This is a genomic window from Colwellia sp. SU-HH01217 (assembly GCF_057543495.1).
On record NZ_BAAJLX010000001.1, the window covers coordinates 88662 to 105041 of the forward strand.

Below are 16380 nucleotides of genomic sequence, written 5' to 3' on the forward strand. Positions count from 1 at the left end.
CAGAATAGGGAGCTAAATTTAGCTCGACTCTTGGTTTTTGAGCATAGATAACGCCATTGCTTCGGCAATTTTAATACCATCAATACCAGCTGACAAAATACCACCAGCATAGCCAGCTCCTTCACCTGCGGGGTAAAGCCCTTTAGTGTTTACACTCTCAAACGATAGCTTATCTCGGCTAATTTGAATAGGAGAAGAGGTACGTGTTTCAACAGCTGTTAACGTCGCATCACTATTAGCAAAACCTTTAATTTTTTTCTCAAATGCAGGAATCGCCTCTCTAATCGCATCAATAGCATAACTGGGTAGTGTTTGGCTCAAATCACAATAGGTTACGCCTGGTTTGTACGATGGAACAACTTCGCCATGCTCGCCACTGGCACGACCCGCGATAAAGTCGCCAACCAATTGTGCTGGCGCATCATAATTTTCGCCACCTAATTTAAAAGCCTTTTCTTCTAACCGACGTTGCAACTCAATACCCGCCAACACATCTTCCTTTCCTTCTTTAAGCGGGTAATCGCTAGGCGAAATACCGACCACAATTGCGCTATTGGCATTACGTTCATGGCGTGAGTATTGACTCATACCATTGGTAACTAGCCGCCCTTCTTCGGATGCAGCAGCGACAACAGTACCTCCAGGACACATACAAAAGCTATAAACAGAACGTCCATTACTACAGTGATGCACTAATTTATAATCGGCTGCACCCAATATTTCATGTCCGGCATGTTTACCAAAACGAGCAGAATCAATAGCAGATTGTTCATGCTCTATTCTAAAGCCAACTGAAAACGGCTTAGCTTTAATAAATACATCATTGTTAAACAACATTTTAAAAGTATCACGCGCACTATGGCCAATCGCCAACGCCACATGGTTGGATTTTATTACTTCGCCCGTTGCCAATGTCAGTCCAGTAACTCTTCTTGCTTCGCCCTCACCTTCTATGTGCAGTTCATCCACACGCTGACTAAAGCGAATTTCACCACCAAGCGCAGTAATTTTAGCGCGCATTTTTTCAATCATAGTCACTAATTTAAAGGTACCAATGTGTGGCTTACTAACATATAAAATTTCTTCTGGTGCACCTGCTTCAACAAATTCGTTTAATACTTTACGACTATAATGCTTAGGATCTTTTACTTGGCTGTAGAGTTTTCCATCAGAAAAAGTGCCTGCGCCACCTTCACCAAATTGCACATTCGATTCAGTATTAAGTACCTTTTTTCGCCAAAAACCAAAGGTATCTTTAGTACGCTCACGCACTTCTTTACCTCGTTCAAGAATAATTGGTTTAAACCCCATTTGCGCCAACACTAAACCGACAAATAAACCACAGGGACCAAAACCAATAACTACGGGCCGCTTAGTAATCTCTACTGGCGCTTGCGCAACATAGTTATAACGCATATCAGGCGTGGCTTTCACATTATGATCTTTTTCAAATGTGGTTAATAACTCGGCTTCTAAAGGTGTTTCAATATCTAAGGTGTATATTAAGGTGATCACATTTTTTTTACGTGCATCGTAGCCCCGTTTAAACACGGTAAAATTGATAAGTTGCTCATCACTTAAATTAAGTTTATCAAGCACAGCTTGACGTAACTCTTCGGGTTGGTGATTAAGATCGAGTTTTATATCTGTTAAGCGCAACATAGTGAATCCAGTAGTACAATTTTGAATAAGGTAATATCGGGCGCTATTTTAACGTATCGGAGCTAAGATACGAAACTAATTTACTTTAATCTTAGTTAATCTTGATTTTAAAATAAGGTAATCTGTTTGGTATTACGTCTGAACCAAGGTATGATCGACAACTTAACATTATTTTATTTAGCAAGAGATAACGCACAACCTATGGCCTTTGTGGTAACAGATAACTGTATCAAATGTAAATATACCGACTGCGTAGCGGTATGCCCTGCTGACGCCTTTTTTGAAGGTCCTAATTTTTTAGTTATTAACCCAACTGACTGTATTGATTGCGACTTGTGTCCTGTTGAATGCCCTGCCGGTGCTATTTATCAAGAAGACGAAGTACCTGAAGATCAACAAGCCTTTATTGAACTTAATGCTGAACTTTCACAAGTTTGGCCACGCATTACCGAAGTAAAAGCGCCACCAGATGATGCAAAAACATGGGATGGAGTTAACAACAAAATAAATTACTTAGATCTTGGCAAAGCTAGCGAGTAAACATTCTTTAAACTATTGTTTCTATATTTTCATCATCCCCTTTAACCTTACCAAGGAAGCTCATGAATCACTTAATTAATTCTGAAAACAGTGGCATACCACTTGTTATTATTAACAAAGATAATTATAACAACTGGTTAATAAAGCAAAACCAGTTTAATCAAGAATGGTTAACGAACAGTCACTACAAAGGAGATGGGTTAGCAATATTACCTGATGCTAAAGGCGCACTTGCCTTAGCGTTATTTGTAGTCGATGATGCTACTGATTTCTTTGCTTGTGGTGATTTAATTACACAACTTCCACCTAAACAATACGTACTACAAGCTGAAGCTGAACACCGCAAAGCTATTTGCTTTTCATGGTTAGTTGGCGCTTATAAATTTGATCGCTACTTTTCTAATAATTCACAAGATAAAGCTTCTCCTTGTTTAGCCGTTAATGATCAAGCGCTTGTTGATAGCGCTATAAAATATGCACAAGCCACGGCACTTGTTCGAGATTTAGTTAATACACCTGCTGTAGACATGATGCCGATTAATTTAGGTGAATGCGCTCAACATTTGGCTGAACAGTACCAAGGTAAAGTTAATCAAATTATTGGCGATGACCTACTCGCTCATAACTATCCAACGATACATGCCGTTGGACGAGCGAGTGTACATGCTCCTAGATTAATTGACTTAACTTGGGGCAATAGCAAGCACCCTAAAATAACCTTAGTTGGCAAAGGCGTGTGTTTTGACAGTGGCGGCTTAGATCTTAAACCTGCTTCAGGCATGCGTAACATGAAAAAAGACATGGGAGGATCTGCTCATGTTTTAGGGTTAGCCCAATTAATTATGTCGCATAACTTGCCAATAAATTTACGGGTGCTTATTCCAGCCGTAGAAAATGCGGTATCAAGTAATGCTCTTAGACCTGGTGATGTCATTACCACACGTGCAGGTATTACCGTAGAAATAGACAACACCGACGCTGAGGGCCGTTTAGTTTTATGTGATGCGTTAACAGAAGCGGATGCTGATGATCCAGAATTAATCGTCGATTTTGCCACGTTAACAGGCGCAATGCGTGTTGCCTTAGGTACTGAGTTACCAGGCTTTTTCTCGACTAATGATCAAGTTGCTACCGGTATTACTCAAGCAGGTAACATGAATAATGATCCTGTCTGGCGCATGCCATTATATAAAGCTTATCGCAATTTACTAAAAAGCTCGGTTGCTGATATGACTAATTGTGCAACAGTACCTTTTGGTGGTGCAATTACCGCTGCGCTTTACCTACAAGAATTTGTAAAAAGTGAAACTAATTGGGTTCATTTCGACGTTATGGCGTTTAATATTCGCGCATTATCGGGTCGTCCACTGGGTGGAGAAGCTTTCGGTATTCGAGCAGTTTTCGACTACTTACAAGAAAAATACTCATAAAAAAGTTAGTTAAACACAAATTAACTCGTTTAAAACAGTCGCAAGACTGTTTTAAACATTACGGGTTTTAAGTAAATAAGAAGACTAAACACACAGTCGTAGCTAAAAAACAAAGCAGTAATATTTCAACTGAAATAGGTAGTCTTTTTAGTTTACGAGGATGATTCACACTAAACTTCATCATAATAGTACCTCCTAACATTATAAACTGACTGACAAACGACATAGCGGCTAAAGTAGAGAATAGTTTTAGCGGCCAAATTTTAGTTATCTGTTAGCATTTCAAGCACTTTCAATGATCGAATAATATTATTCTTTTGCATTGACTTATTAATATAATAGGTCGTTTTATTCACTTTATAAAGAGTATTTTTCCCCTCTTTACTAACTAGTTGAATTACATAATACTCTTTTTCTTCACTAATAAAAATCCAGTTATATTTTTCTGATAATAGCAACTCATAGCGTTTTTTCGACAGATAAGGTATCGACTTTTTATCCGCGACTAATGAAGCTGCATGGTTATCAATTAATAAATTATCATTGTGCAATCTAAGCGAACCGGCTGCTTGTTCATCAGCTAACTGTTGCTCTTTTTTAGCCAAACTTTGGCTTGCTACCGGTGAAAATGCGCGTTTCATTTCGTTACTCGATTGTTTGTTTTTTTGTTTTATCGCACTTGGCTTCACTTGTTTATGAGCTTGCTTATATATTGATTGTGAAGGTTCATTAGTTAATTGTGATATTTCTTCAACGGCTAATAATTGCTCAGAATCGTTACTTTCAGCTAACGGCTGCATTGGAGCTAAATTACTTGGTTGCATCAAAGGTGTATTTAACTGATTGATAAATAATGAAAACACAAGGACTAACGATGCAGCAGAGGCAAGAGGTATATACCACGAGAGCTTTTTAGCGACCTTTTTTACTTCAGCTTTAGGGGCTGACTTAACTGCCCTGTGTGCTGCAGCTAATATTTTGTTATCCGCATCTTTACTAGGTTGCTCTTGCTCAGGATTAGTTGCAAAGGTTTGTTTTACCTCAGTATCTTGCTTGGATAAATCGTCATACAAAGATTGAATAAACGCTTCATCTTCAGTTATTTCGTTATCTTTTTCTAATGGATCGTTAATTGACATAAGCAGTTAACCCCTTCCTAATTTTTTGTAAGGCGTAACGCCAATGGCTTTTTACTTTTTCTTTATGATTTTGCGTGATTTTTGCTATTTGGTCGACAGTAAAACCCGCTTCTTGTTTCAATAAAAAAACCTGTCGTTGCTCAAACGGGAGCTGTAAAATTTGTGAGTTTAAAGCCTGTTTCAACTGTTCCATTTGGTATTGATTCATTGTTGATGGCTGTTCTGTAGCTTCCGCATTTTTAACATTATCTTCGCAAGGCTCTACATTATTTTGTGTAGCTTGATCGGTAACATGTTCTGTGAAAGTTTGTTCGTTTTGAGTACTCTTTTTTTGAAAAAAATCTATCATGACGTGTCTGGCAATAGTGAACAAGTATGTCCGAAATAATGCCGACACTTCATATTTCTCACGTGCATTAATCAACTTTAGCCATGTGTCGTGACAAAGCTCTTCAGCTACAGCAGCAGATGTATTTTGTTTAATAAAAAAAAGAAACACAGCTTTTTTATGGCGATGGTAGAGTTTATCAAATGCACTCGCATCTCCTTTAGCATAAGCGAGCATTAACAACTCATCCGTTGTTTGTTGCTCGCTACTTTGGTGGTTAAAACTACTCAAATGCTCATATTTCCTTGTCGTAAATCCTAATACAGTCCTGACATATTAATGCTTTGCTATCTTCGTTTCACGTGCGTTTTGCGTTGGGGATAATGCTTGAGCTAATTTAACCATATTAATAAATTCACTGCGATAACCGTGTTGGTCTTCCCCCCTGCCTTGCTGAGCTAATGCAATAATTTTGTCGCTCGTTAATGTAGAAACATTATCACTGTTTTTAAGGAATTGCCCAAAACCTGCAACAGCAGCAGAAAACTTAAAGTTATTACTGGCATCAGCAATACTCGGCATTATTTGGCTTACTTGAATAGGTTGCTCAATTAATTGGCTTTTTGCCTCTTCTGGTTTTTTATAACGTAAGCGCAAATATGCTAACTCGTCGCTAACCCCATTTGTAGGTTGTTGTTTTGAATAGCGAAGAGGGTCAAACGCTTTATTAGCTGAATCGACCAAAGCAATCTCGTATAGCGCGGTTACAGAATGTCCTGCGCCTATATCACCCGCATCAACTTTATCATTGTTAAAATCCTGGCGTTTTAACTGCCTTGTTTCATAACCTATTAAACGATATTCACTGACAATCTCAGGATTAAATTCCAGTTGAATTTTTACGTCTTTTGCAATAATCATTAAGGTTGACGATAGCTCTTCCACCAATACCTTACGAGCTTCATTCAGCGTGTCTATGTAATAAGCATTACCATTACCATTTTGCGCTAGCTCTTGCATTAAGGCATCATTATAATTTCCTGCACCTAAACCTAAAATACTCAGAGCTATGCCTGACTCTCGCTGCTTAGCAATTAACTCTTTTAATACTTGTTGATTAGTAGTGCCAACATTGAAGTCGCCATCGGTTGCTAGGATAACCCGATTAATTCCTCCATCAATAAATGATTGTTTCGCTAAAGCGTATGCAGCATTAATACCGGCACCACCGTTAGTAGAGCCGCCCGCAGTTAATCGAGAAAGTGCATCCACAATAGCTTGATTATCATTTCCTGGTGTAGGCGTTAATACAGTACCAGCTGCTCCAGCGTAAACAACTATCGCTACGCTGTCATGTTGGTCTAACTGCTTAGTAAGCATTTTTAATGAGTTTTTCAATAAACCTAACTTATTCGCTCGATTCATCGAACCAGATACATCAATCAAAAATACTAAATTTGACGGTGGCCTTTCATCATCAACTATTTTTTTCCCTTGAATACCAAGATGTAATAAATGTTTATCTGCGTTATAGGGGCTCGGGGCTATTTCACTGTAAACACTAAACGCTGCTTCGTTATTTACTGGAGTCGTTGGGTAGTTATAAGAAAAATAATTCACTAACTCTTCCACTCTAATTGCATCTTTTTGAGGTAGATTTCCTTGGTTTAACAATCGGCGAACATTACTATAAGACGCAGTATCAACATCAATTGAAAAAGTAGATACAGGGGATAAGACAACTTGTTTAATACTATTTTCAATTTGACGACGATATTTCTCATTATCTACTGCTAACTTAGCATTGGGAGGCTGCATAGACACAGGCGCAACTATCATGCTTTTTTGATACGGTAGGGGTTGCTGTCCTCGTTTCATTTTTTGATGTGGGCTTTTACTTGTTAATTGCGATAAATTCATTTGTCTTTCATCAGCGAGTAACGGCTTAGGAGTTAATGTCTCTTTTAAGGGCTTAGAGACATCTTTTTGTTCAACTTTATTTAATACCTTAGTTTGTTGATTGTGCTCTTTAACAATTTGTTCTTGAGCGCAAGCTGATATTAATAAGGCCGTGGTTATTGCTAAAACGATATATTGTTTTTTCATGACGTCTCTCTTTTTTAGTTAAAATTTATATTCGACAGTTTTATAGGCTCTATTGAAATAAACGGACAAGTCATGAAAAAGGGTTAACTAAATTTAATTAATATTAAAATAATTAAAATAAATACGATAAATGACTAAATTTAATCGGTACATTGTCATATAATTTACACTGCTTTTAGACGCCTTAAATGGCAAAATTTCTATTTGAGACTTTTAATGTTTGATGACATTCGCCCTTTTCGAGATAACGAAGTAACTCACGTTATTAATCAATTAATTAATGAAGAAGACTTTCAATCATCGGTGGCTCAGTTAGCGCTTCCCCGCCTGTACCGTGTATCATCTTGGTTAGCTAAAAAAGCGATAAAAACCTTGTTGAAGTTTCAAACTAAGCGCTTTTCAACAGTCAATCAAATTCATATTGAAGTGGCTAAATATTTAAAAAAAATTATTAACAAAAGCACTCAAGGTTTTACTTATCACGGTTTAGAAAAGTTTGATTTAAGTAAGCCTGCATTATTTATTAGTAACCATAGAGACATTGTTCTTGATGCCGCATTAATAAACTTAGCTTTACATGAAAATGGCATAGATACTGTAGAGTCTGCCGTTGGTGATAACTTACTTACCACACCGTGGGTTTCCGATTTAATGCGAGTCAATAAAAGCTTTATCGTTAAGCGCAGCGAAAAAACAAAACGCGGCATGTTAAACGCATCAAAAGAATTATCCGCTTATATTCACCACTCTCTTAACCAGAATCGACAAAATATTTGGATTGCTCAGCGAGAAGGCAGAGCAAAAGACGGATTAGATAAAACCAACCCTGCATTAATATCAATGTTGTTATTAAATAAAGAAAAAACAATGTCAATTGGTGATTATCTTCAACAATTAAACATTATCCCTGTCGCTATTTCATATGAATTTGATCCCTGTGATAACCAAAAGGCCATTGAATTAGCTATCAAAGAAAGTACAGGCGAATATAACAAAACAGATAATGAAGATTTGCACAGTATTACTCAAGGTTTATTAGGACAAAAAGGGAGAATTCACCTTGAGTTTTGCGCTCCAGTGCAAGGAAATTTTGAAAGTAGCAAAGACATTGCGATGGCAATCGATGAAAAAATTATCAGTCACTATCAATTATTTGATAGTAATCTTGCGGCTTTTGCTCACCTTAATAATAAGTTTGCTGACAATGCAGTACTGAAAAAACTAAAAGAGCGAATGAAAAATTTAGATGAATTACAGCAACATTGGCTACTTACTATGTACGCTAATCCTGTATTGGCAAAATTAGCTTTAGAACAGTAAAAATAAGTAATATGTTCTGTTTAATTGGCTTGTTTACTATTTTGTCGTGAATTTTGTTGGTTTCTCAGACTAAAAATATGACCTAAAATAACCTTTTCTTTAAATTAGAAATCATCTGCTTTCATTTACCCTCCCTTTTGATAGAATCGCGCCAATTTAATTACTCTAACTTTTAACATAACAACCTAACTTAATTTTGAGAATAATATGAAGAAACTTTTATTCGTTTTATTGGTAATGTGTTTTCCTAGCATTGCTTTTTCATCAGATGCCGTTCATCAATCCATTGATTTAACAAATCATTGGATTGGCTATACCTCAATTGCTATTTTTGCTATTTCCTACATTTTGGTTATTTTTGAAGAACAATTACATTTACGAAAATCGAAACCAGTTTTACTTGCCGCTGGATTAATTTGGATATTAATTGCCGCCTATTACACCTCAAATGGTATGCCTCATGCGGCAGAAGTGGTCATTCGCCATAACTTCCTTGAGTATGCTGAACTATTCTTCTTCTTACTTGTCGCAATGACCTACATTAACGCAATGCTTGAGCGTAATGTATTTGATGCTTTACGTGACTGGTTGGTTGGTAAGGGCTTTAGTTATAAAGCACTTTTTTGGTTAACCGGTATTCTTGCCTTCTTTATTTCTCCTATCGCAGATAACTTAACCACCGCATTAATTATGTGTGCGGTAGTCTTAGCTGTAGGTAAAGATGAGCCAAAATTTATTGCTATTAGCTGTATTGGCATTGTTGTTGGTGCAAATGCTGGCGGTGCCTTTAGCCCGTTTGGCGATATCACCACACTGATGGTTTGGCAAAAAGGTATTGTACAATTTGAAGAATTTTTTAACTTATTCCTACCGTCGGTTGTTAATTATTTAATCCCTGCATTTATAATGCAATTTGCTATTCCTGAAGGTAGTCCGCAAAAGGTAGCAGGTGAAATAACAACAATTAAACGCGGTGGTTTAACAATTGTTGGTTTATTTATTTTAACCATTATTACCGCAGTTTCTTTTCATAACTTTATTCATTTACCACCCGTGTTTGGCATGATGTTAGGCTTAGCTTATCTTAAGTTTTTTGGCTACTACATCCGCAAAACTGGAGAAAACGAAATTGATCATTCAGATATTCCAACAGGCCATCAAGTTGAAGCCAAAGGCTTTGATGTTTTTGATAAAATAGCCAGAGCCGAATGGGATACCTTATTCTTCTTCTACGGGGTTATTTTGGCTGTCGGAGGTTTAGGTTTCATTGGTTATTTAGGCATGACATCAGAATTCATGTATGGCCAATTAGGCCCTACTTACGCGAATATTCTAGTCGGGATTTTATCAGCAATCGTAGATAATATTCCGGTGATGTTTGCTGTACTAACCATGAACCCTGAGATGTCTCAAACTCAATGGTTACTTGTTACCTTAACGGCGGGTGTTGGCGGCAGTTTATTGTCGATTGGCTCTGCCGCAGGTGTTGCATTAATGGGACAAGCACGCGGTTACTACACATTTTTTAGCCATTTAAAATGGATGCCTGTTATTGCCTTAGGTTATGCAGCAAGCATTTGGGTCCACTTTTTAGTTAATGGTTAGCATTTCATCATGTTAAAAGGGGCTGTTAAAGTAATTTAACAGCCCCTTTTTTATTAGAGGTAAAAGAAGGTATCTAATACATCTATAATCCCAATTTCATTAATTAGGGATCTACTTTAACCCGGTGAAATGATCACATCGTGAGTGAGGTTGAGATTACTCTAATAAGGCTTCAGGTAGCTCCCAAAATGTCACCATTTGCTCTCCTTGCCAGTTTTCTATAATTAGCCATATTTTATGCTCAGGTTTTAATAATTTCGGAGCAATAGCATGAACTTCTTGACCATGTTGACTGCCATGCAAAATCCCTTCACTTCCTTTTTCTAGCTCTGTCAGTGGTTGTAAACTTTTACCGATAGATAAATATGCTTGGCGAATATGACTAACCTCGCCTTTACTGAAAGTAATAAAAAAATCTTTGGTGTAAACACCGTCATGTAAATAAGGAGGCTCTAGATTGTATGGCATTGGAGACACCTCAAACGATCCGATTTGCTTTATTTCAAGAGGTGCTGGAAATTGTGGAAATAACGATTGATAAAGAAAATAACAGGATAATAATAATACCAAGCCATTTATTTTAAATTTATAACGGTTCCAAAAGTTGTATTTAACGCGAGCCATTAATGAACTTCCTGTTGGTTGAATGTAGTAGATGATGCATCATTAGTTAGATTTTTGTCAGTAAACTCTTCTGCAACAAGGCTTTGCTTTCTTCCCGCTTTAAAAGTTCTTTCTCCCCACATTAAAAAGCCTGTAATCGACATCCCCGTTAATAATATACCAAAAACAAACCAGATTATTTTTGTCCAAATACCACCAATAGTGCCGTAATGAAGAGGGTTAGCTATATGTGATAATGTTTGTAGTATATTCATTTCATCAGGTGTTCTTGTCCCTTCAATATTTCCGGTCCATGGGTTAACCATAACGCCATAAGAGTACTGATCATAAAAAACATAGTCGCCTTCACCATAAAGTTTATAAGTATCGCGGTTATGTTCTGGTGGGGTTATATACGTCGCTCTAAAGTCAGGAAATTGCTTTTTAGCAATAACCAAAGCATCGCTTAATGTATAAGGGTTAACACTAGGGCTTGGTGGCAAATGGCAGTCTAAAATAAAAAATGACACTTATGCTGTTAAACAAAGTGCATACGCCGTGGTAAATGTTTTTGCTCGTTGGGATGTAACAGAGCAACTTAACATTCAAGCAAATATTAATAACATTACTAATGAGAAATACATTAATAGTTTATACAACATTGGCTATTATGGGGCTCCGGCTAACGGAACAATTAGCGTGTCTTATAGCTTTTAATGAATCAAAGTTTATAACGCTCTGATAAAGCAGTGTTATGATATTTGCACAAAAAAATGGCTAGTTATTCTTATTTCACCAAAATCAATACCACTAATTTTTACTCAGGCTCGTAATCTAAATTAGCCGAAAGCCAACGTTCAGCTTGAGGCAAGGTCATTTCTTTTCGTGTTGCATAATCAATCACTTGATCTTTAGCTAATTTCGCTACAGCAAAATACTTTGAGTCTGGATGGGCAAAATACCAACCACTTACCGCTGCACCTGGCCACATGGCAAAACTTGAGGTTAACTCCATACCTATGTTTTGCTCAACATTTAATAAATCCCACAAAAGCCCTTTCTCGGTATGCTCAGGACAAGCAGGATATCCGGGTGCAGGACGAATGCCTTGGTATTGCTCACGAATTAACGCTTCATTGTCTAAGCTTTCATCTTTAGCATAACCCCAGTATTCACGACGTACCTTCTCATGCAAATACTCTGCGCTTGCTTCTGCTAGTCGATCCGCTACCGCTTTTAATAAAATGCTGTTATATGCGTCATGGTCAGCATCAAACACTTTAACAAGTTCATCAGCACCAAAACCGGCCGAGACAGCAAAAGCACCAATATAATCGTCGACACCGCTCCCTTTTTCAGCGATATAATCGGCTAAACAACGGTTATATTGCCCTGACGGTTTTTTACTTTGCTGACGTAATTGATGCAACCTCATCACACGTTCATCACGACTTTCTGCTCCGCTGTTTTGATCACACGCATAAACTTCAATATCGTCATTAGTACGCGCAGCAGGAAATAACCCGAATACCGCTTTTGCCGTTAACTTTTTATTGCTAATAACATCATCAATTATTTTATTAGCATCATTAAATAAATTAGTCGCTTCAGTACCAATAAGCTCGTGAGACAATATTTTGGGGTACTTACCCGATAATTGCCATGTCATAAAGAATGGCGTCCAATCGATGTATTTTCTTACCTCGTTTAAATCAAGTTCATCTAGCACAGTTACCCCAAGTTTATTCGGTTTAACAGGCGTGTATTGCTCGAAACTTAGAGGAGTGGCATTGGCTCTTGCTTGCTCTAAAGAGATCAATGTAGAGCGAGGGCCTTTAGTGTAATGACGTTCACGAACTCTGGCATATTCATCTTTATTTTTAGCAACAAAATCTGGACGTAATTCATCAGATAACAAGCTACTCACTACAGAAACTGAACGTGAAGCATTTGAGACATAAACCACAGGATGATCGTATTGAGGTTCTATTTTAACCGCAGTATGCGCTTTTGATGTGGTCGCACCACCAATTAACAGTGGCAAAGTAAAGTTTTGGCGTTTCATCTCTTTCGCTACATGCACCATTTCATCAAGAGATGGTGTGATCAAGCCAGATAAGCCAATAATATCGACCTTTTCTTCCTTGGCTACTCTTAAAATATCTTCGCAAGACACCATGACGCCCAAATCGATAATTTCATAGTTGTTACATTGTAAAACTACGCCAACGATGTTTTTACCAATATCGTGAACATCACCTTTAACTGTTGCTAATAAAACCTTACCGTTAGACTTAACTTCTGTTTTTTCAGCTTCAATAAATGGGTTTAAATAAGCGACTGCCTGCTTCATTACTCGTGCTGACTTAACAACTTGCGGCAGAAACATTTCGCCAGCGCCGAACAAGTCCCCTACCGTATTCATGCCGTCCATTAATGGACCTTCAATAACATCTAAAGGTCGAGCAGCGATTAATCGAGCTTCTTCGGTATCTTCTATAATGAACTCGTTTATGCCCTTAACTAACGCATGTGATAAACGTTCATTTATCGGTAGTTCACGCCATGCTAAATCAGCTTTAGCATTTTTCGCCCCACCTTGGTTACGATATTCTTCAGCAATTTCTAATAAGCGCTCTGTAGCGCCGTCATCTTTATTTTGAATAACATCTTCTACAGCAACTCTTAAGTTCTCAGGAATGTCTGAGTAAATGGCTAACTGTCCAGCGTTAACAATCCCCATGTCCATGCCATTTTTTATCGCATGATACAGAAATACCGCATGAATCGCTTCTCGAACAGGATTATTACCACGGAATGAAAAAGAGACGTTAGACACTCCCCCAGAGATCATCGCATACGGTAAGTTCTCTTTTATGTCAGCTACTGCTTCAATAAAATCTACTGCGTAGTTATTGTGCTCATCGATACCTGTGGCTACAGCAAAAATATTCGGATCGAAAATAATATCTTCTGCGGGATAGCCAATTTCGTCGACTAAAATATGGTAGGCGCGTTTACATATTTCATACTTACGCTCACGGGTGTCTGCTTGGCCCTGCTCGTCGAATGCCATAACAATAACCGCTGCACCATAACGGCGTAATAACTCAGCTTGATGGCGGAAATTTTCTTCACCTTCTTTCAAACTGATAGAGTTAACAATGCCTTTACCTTGAATGCATTTTAAGCCTTCTTCTAAAATATCCCATTTAGAAGAGTCGATCATAATCGGCACTTTAGCAATATCAGGCTCACCAGCAATTAAATTCAAAAAGCGAATCATCGCGGATTTTGAATCCAACATGCCTTCATCCATATTTATATCGATGATTTGTGCGCCATTCTCAACTTGTTGCAATGCAACAGCGATAGCTTGATCGTAATTTTCTTCGGTGATCAAACGTTTAAAAATGGCAGAGCCTGTTACATTTGTGCGCTCACCAACATTGACAAACAAACTGTCTGCGTCAATCGTTAACGCTTCAAGACCCGATAAACGACACGCTATTTTACGAGGTGCGATTTCACGAGGTGCGATATTAGCAACACTTTCAGCCATGCCTTTAATGTGATCTGGCGTGGTGCCACAACAACCACCTATAATGTTTAAAAACCCTGAATTAGCCCATTCAGCAACATGAGTATTCATGTCTTCAACGGTAAAGTCGTACTCACCAAAAGCATTCGGTAGGCCAGCATTAGGATGCGCTGTTACCGCTGTATCAGCAATTCGACTAAGCTCTTCAACATATTGGCGTAGCTCAACAGGGCCTAATGCACAGTTTAAACCAAAAGAAATAGGTTTAGCATGACGCAGTGAATTATAAAAAGCTTCTGTAGTTTGTCCTGATAAAGTACGACCTGAGGCGTCAGTAATCGTACCAGAAATCATAACCGGTAAGCGCAGTTGTAATTCGTCAAATACCGTTTCTACCGCGAAAATTGCTGCTTTTGCATTTAATGTGTCGAAAATAGTCTCAATTAAAATCAAATCTGAACCGCCTTCAATCAAGGCTTTTGTTGATTCGATATACGCTTCTTTTAGCTCATCAAAAGTAACATTACGATAAGCAGGATCGTTTACATCTGGAGAAATAGAACAGGTACGGTTAGTTGGTCCTAACACACCAGCAACAAAACGCGGTTTGTCTGGATTTTTTGCGGTGTACTCATCCGCAGATGCTCTAGCAATTTGTGCGGCAACTAAGTTAATTTCAGCACTCAACCCTTCCATGTCGTAATCGGCCATGGCTATTGTTGTCGCGTTAAAGGTGTTCGTTTCAAGAATATCTGCACCTGCTTCAAGGTACTCATCATGAATCGCTTTGATCACATCTGGCTGGGTTAATACAAGTAAATCGTTATTGCCTTTTACATCGCTGTGCCAATCTGCAAAACGGTCACCTCGATAGTCTTGCTCTTCAAATTTATACGCTTGGATCATGGTGCCCATTGCACCATCAAGAATAAGAATACGTTTCTCTAATTGTTGTTCAAACAATTGGTATGAATCTGATTTTTTTAAACCACTTTCGGCTTGCTTATTTTTCAAGAGAAACTCCAGATTTAGTTGTTTGCATTGCTTTTATATTGTCAGCGTCTAATTTATAAGGGGTAATTTGATAAACGTAATAATTAAGCCAATTAGTAAATAATAGGCTACCGTGACTTCGCCACGAGTTTGCAGGCGGACAAATATCGTCATCGTTGTCATAATAATTCACAGGTTTAATGACATTATCATTAACCGTAAGGTCTCGTAAAAACTCTTCATGTAACGTTGATGCATCGTATTCTGGGTGTCCCGTTAAATAGACTTGTTGTTTATTTTCGCTTGCAACAAGATAAACTCCAGCTTGTTCAGATTCTGCAATAACCTTTAATTGATCAACCGATTGATAATCGGTTTTATCAATGTAACCGTAACGAGAATGAGGGACGGTAAAACATTCATCAAAACCGCGAGTTAACTGCTCTTTTGCATCACATACCGTATGTTTATATAAACCTGAAAGCTTTTGAGGTCTTAAATGCCTATTTAAACCGTAATGATGATACAAAGCAGCATGTGCTGCCCAACACGAAAACATAGTGGAGGTTACATTACTTTCTGCCCAATCGAATACTTCACAAATTTTGTCCCAAAAGCTCACTTCGCTATAGTCAAGTAAAGCTAATGGGGCACCAGTAATAATTAAACCATCGTATTGCTTGTGTTTAATATCATCAAATAAGTAATAGAAATTTTCTAAATGCTCTTTCGGAGTATTTTTAGACTCATTGGCATGAATACGGACAAATTCAATATTAATTTGCAACGGAGTATTGGCAAGCATACGTAAAATTTGAACTTCGGTTTCAATTTTATTCGGCATTAAGTTTAAAATTGCCACCTGCATAGGTCGTATTTCTTGATTTGCCGCTCGGTTTTCGGACATCACAAAAATATTTTCATTATCTAAAACAGATAATGCAGGCAATCTATCGGGAATTTTAATCGGCATAAAAAGCAACCTAACACTGAAGAAAAATGTATTTAACGAGTATAGCGTGTAATGTGACGCAGATTTCTGGCTATGTCAACATCTAAACGTTTAGACGTCTAAAAACACCTAGGCGATTTTGTTATAAATAAGATCGAACG

At 37.8% G+C, this 16380-nt stretch carries 12 protein-coding genes; 4 read left to right on the forward strand and 8 right to left on the reverse strand.

Going from position 1 to position 16380, the window contains the following annotated elements; translation table 11 throughout:
• Window positions 1–18: 18 nt before the first annotated feature.
• Window positions 19–1662: an NAD(P)/FAD-dependent oxidoreductase gene (locus tag AC27G3_RS00300; protein ID WP_487117824.1), complete on the reverse strand. Its 1644-nt coding sequence runs from the start codon at window positions 1660–1662 to the stop codon at window positions 19–21.
• A gap of 201 nt (window positions 1663–1863) precedes the next feature.
• Here AC27G3_RS00300 and fdxA point away from each other — a divergent pair, with 201 nt between their 5' ends.
• Together fdxA and AC27G3_RS00310 are read left to right on the forward strand one after the other, a co-directional pair.
• Window positions 1864–2202 (forward strand): ferredoxin FdxA, encoded by a 339-nt coding sequence (fdxA, locus tag AC27G3_RS00305; RefSeq protein ID WP_487118669.1) that lies wholly within the window; start codon window positions 1864–1866, stop codon window positions 2200–2202.
• Between the two features lie 62 nt (window positions 2203–2264).
• Window positions 2265–3632, forward strand: coding sequence for a leucyl aminopeptidase family protein (locus AC27G3_RS00310; protein ID WP_487117825.1), 1368 nt, complete (start codon window positions 2265–2267; stop codon window positions 3630–3632).
• A gap of 263 nt (window positions 3633–3895) precedes the next feature.
• Here AC27G3_RS00310 and AC27G3_RS00315 read toward each other — a convergent pair whose 3' ends face one another.
• Genes AC27G3_RS00315 through AC27G3_RS00325 form a run of 3 tightly spaced genes read right to left on the reverse strand, consistent with a single transcriptional unit; the run spans window position 3896 to window position 7205 of the window.
• Window positions 3896–4771: a hypothetical protein gene (locus AC27G3_RS00315; RefSeq protein WP_487117826.1), complete on the reverse strand. Its 876-nt coding sequence runs from the start codon at window positions 4769–4771 to the stop codon at window positions 3896–3898.
• Window positions 4761–5390 (reverse strand): sigma-70 family RNA polymerase sigma factor, encoded by a 630-nt coding sequence (locus AC27G3_RS00320; RefSeq protein WP_487117827.1) that lies wholly within the window; start codon window positions 5388–5390, stop codon window positions 4761–4763. Before AC27G3_RS00320 ends, AC27G3_RS00315 begins: the two co-directional genes overlap by 11 nt.
• A gap of 45 nt (window positions 5391–5435) precedes the next feature.
• Complete coding sequence (locus tag AC27G3_RS00325; protein ID WP_487117828.1) at window positions 5436–7205, reverse strand: vWA domain-containing protein; 1770 nt, start codon at window positions 7203–7205, stop codon at window positions 5436–5438.
• 216 nt (window positions 7206–7421) lie between these two features.
• On the opposite strand from AC27G3_RS00325, the gene AC27G3_RS00330 reads away from it, so the two are divergent.
• Both AC27G3_RS00330 and nhaD read left to right on the forward strand, forming a co-directional pair.
• Entirely contained in the window at window positions 7422–8525 is a 1104-nt protein-coding gene (locus AC27G3_RS00330; protein WP_487117829.1) for a 1-acyl-sn-glycerol-3-phosphate acyltransferase, read from the forward strand.
• A 207-nt stretch (window positions 8526–8732) separates the two neighbouring features.
• Window positions 8733–10130, forward strand: coding sequence for a sodium:proton antiporter NhaD (gene nhaD, locus AC27G3_RS00335; protein ID WP_487117830.1), 1398 nt, complete (start codon window positions 8733–8735; stop codon window positions 10128–10130).
• Window positions 10131–10286: 156 nt separating this feature from the next.
• On the opposite strand, the gene AC27G3_RS00340 is transcribed toward nhaD, so the two are convergent.
• The 4 genes from AC27G3_RS00340 to AC27G3_RS00355 form a co-directional block, all read right to left on the reverse strand.
• Window positions 10287–10754 carry a hypothetical protein gene (locus tag AC27G3_RS00340; RefSeq protein ID WP_487117831.1) on the reverse strand — a complete coding sequence of 156 codons (468 nt, stop codon included), beginning with the start codon at window positions 10752–10754 and terminating at the stop codon, window positions 10287–10289.
• Window positions 10754–11263: a PepSY-associated TM helix domain-containing protein gene (locus AC27G3_RS00345; RefSeq protein ID WP_487117832.1), complete on the reverse strand. Its 510-nt coding sequence runs from the start codon at window positions 11261–11263 to the stop codon at window positions 10754–10756. The genes AC27G3_RS00340 and AC27G3_RS00345 overlap by 1 nt, the downstream gene beginning before the upstream one ends.
• Window positions 11264–11550: 287 nt before the next feature.
• Window positions 11551–15288 carry a methionine synthase gene (gene metH, locus AC27G3_RS00350; protein WP_487117833.1) on the reverse strand — a complete coding sequence of 1246 codons (3738 nt, stop codon included), beginning with the start codon at window positions 15286–15288 and terminating at the stop codon, window positions 11551–11553.
• Window positions 15278–16240 carry a homoserine O-succinyltransferase gene (locus AC27G3_RS00355; RefSeq protein ID WP_487117834.1) on the reverse strand — a complete coding sequence of 321 codons (963 nt, stop codon included), beginning with the start codon at window positions 16238–16240 and terminating at the stop codon, window positions 15278–15280. Before AC27G3_RS00355 ends, metH begins: the two co-directional genes overlap by 11 nt.
• Between the last annotated feature and the right edge of the window lie 140 nt (window positions 16241–16380).

Bases quoted from the DNA above. Each gene is read 5' to 3' on its own strand.
- AC27G3_RS00310 (WP_487117825.1), top strand. From the start codon at position 2,265: ATGAATCACTTAATTAATTCTGAAAACAGTGGCATACCACTTGTTATT.
- AC27G3_RS00315 (WP_487117826.1), bottom strand. From the start codon at position 4,771: ATGTCAATTAACGATCCATTAGAAAAAGATAACGAAATAACTGAAGAT.
- AC27G3_RS00340 (WP_487117831.1), bottom strand. From the start codon at position 10,754: ATGGCTCGCGTTAAATACAACTTTTGGAACCGTTATAAATTTAAAATA.
- AC27G3_RS00300 (WP_487117824.1), bottom strand. From the start codon at position 1,662: ATGTTGCGCTTAACAGATATAAAACTCGATCTTAATCACCAACCCGAA.
- AC27G3_RS00330 (WP_487117829.1), top strand. From the start codon at position 7,422: ATGTTTGATGACATTCGCCCTTTTCGAGATAACGAAGTAACTCACGTT.
- AC27G3_RS00325 (WP_487117828.1), bottom strand. From the start codon at position 7,205: ATGAAAAAACAATATATCGTTTTAGCAATAACCACGGCCTTATTAATA.
- fdxA (WP_487118669.1), top strand. From the start codon at position 1,864: ATGGCCTTTGTGGTAACAGATAACTGTATCAAATGTAAATATACCGAC.
- nhaD (WP_487117830.1), top strand. From the start codon at position 8,733: ATGAAGAAACTTTTATTCGTTTTATTGGTAATGTGTTTTCCTAGCATT.
- AC27G3_RS00355 (WP_487117834.1), bottom strand. From the start codon at position 16,240: ATGCCGATTAAAATTCCCGATAGATTGCCTGCATTATCTGTTTTAGAT.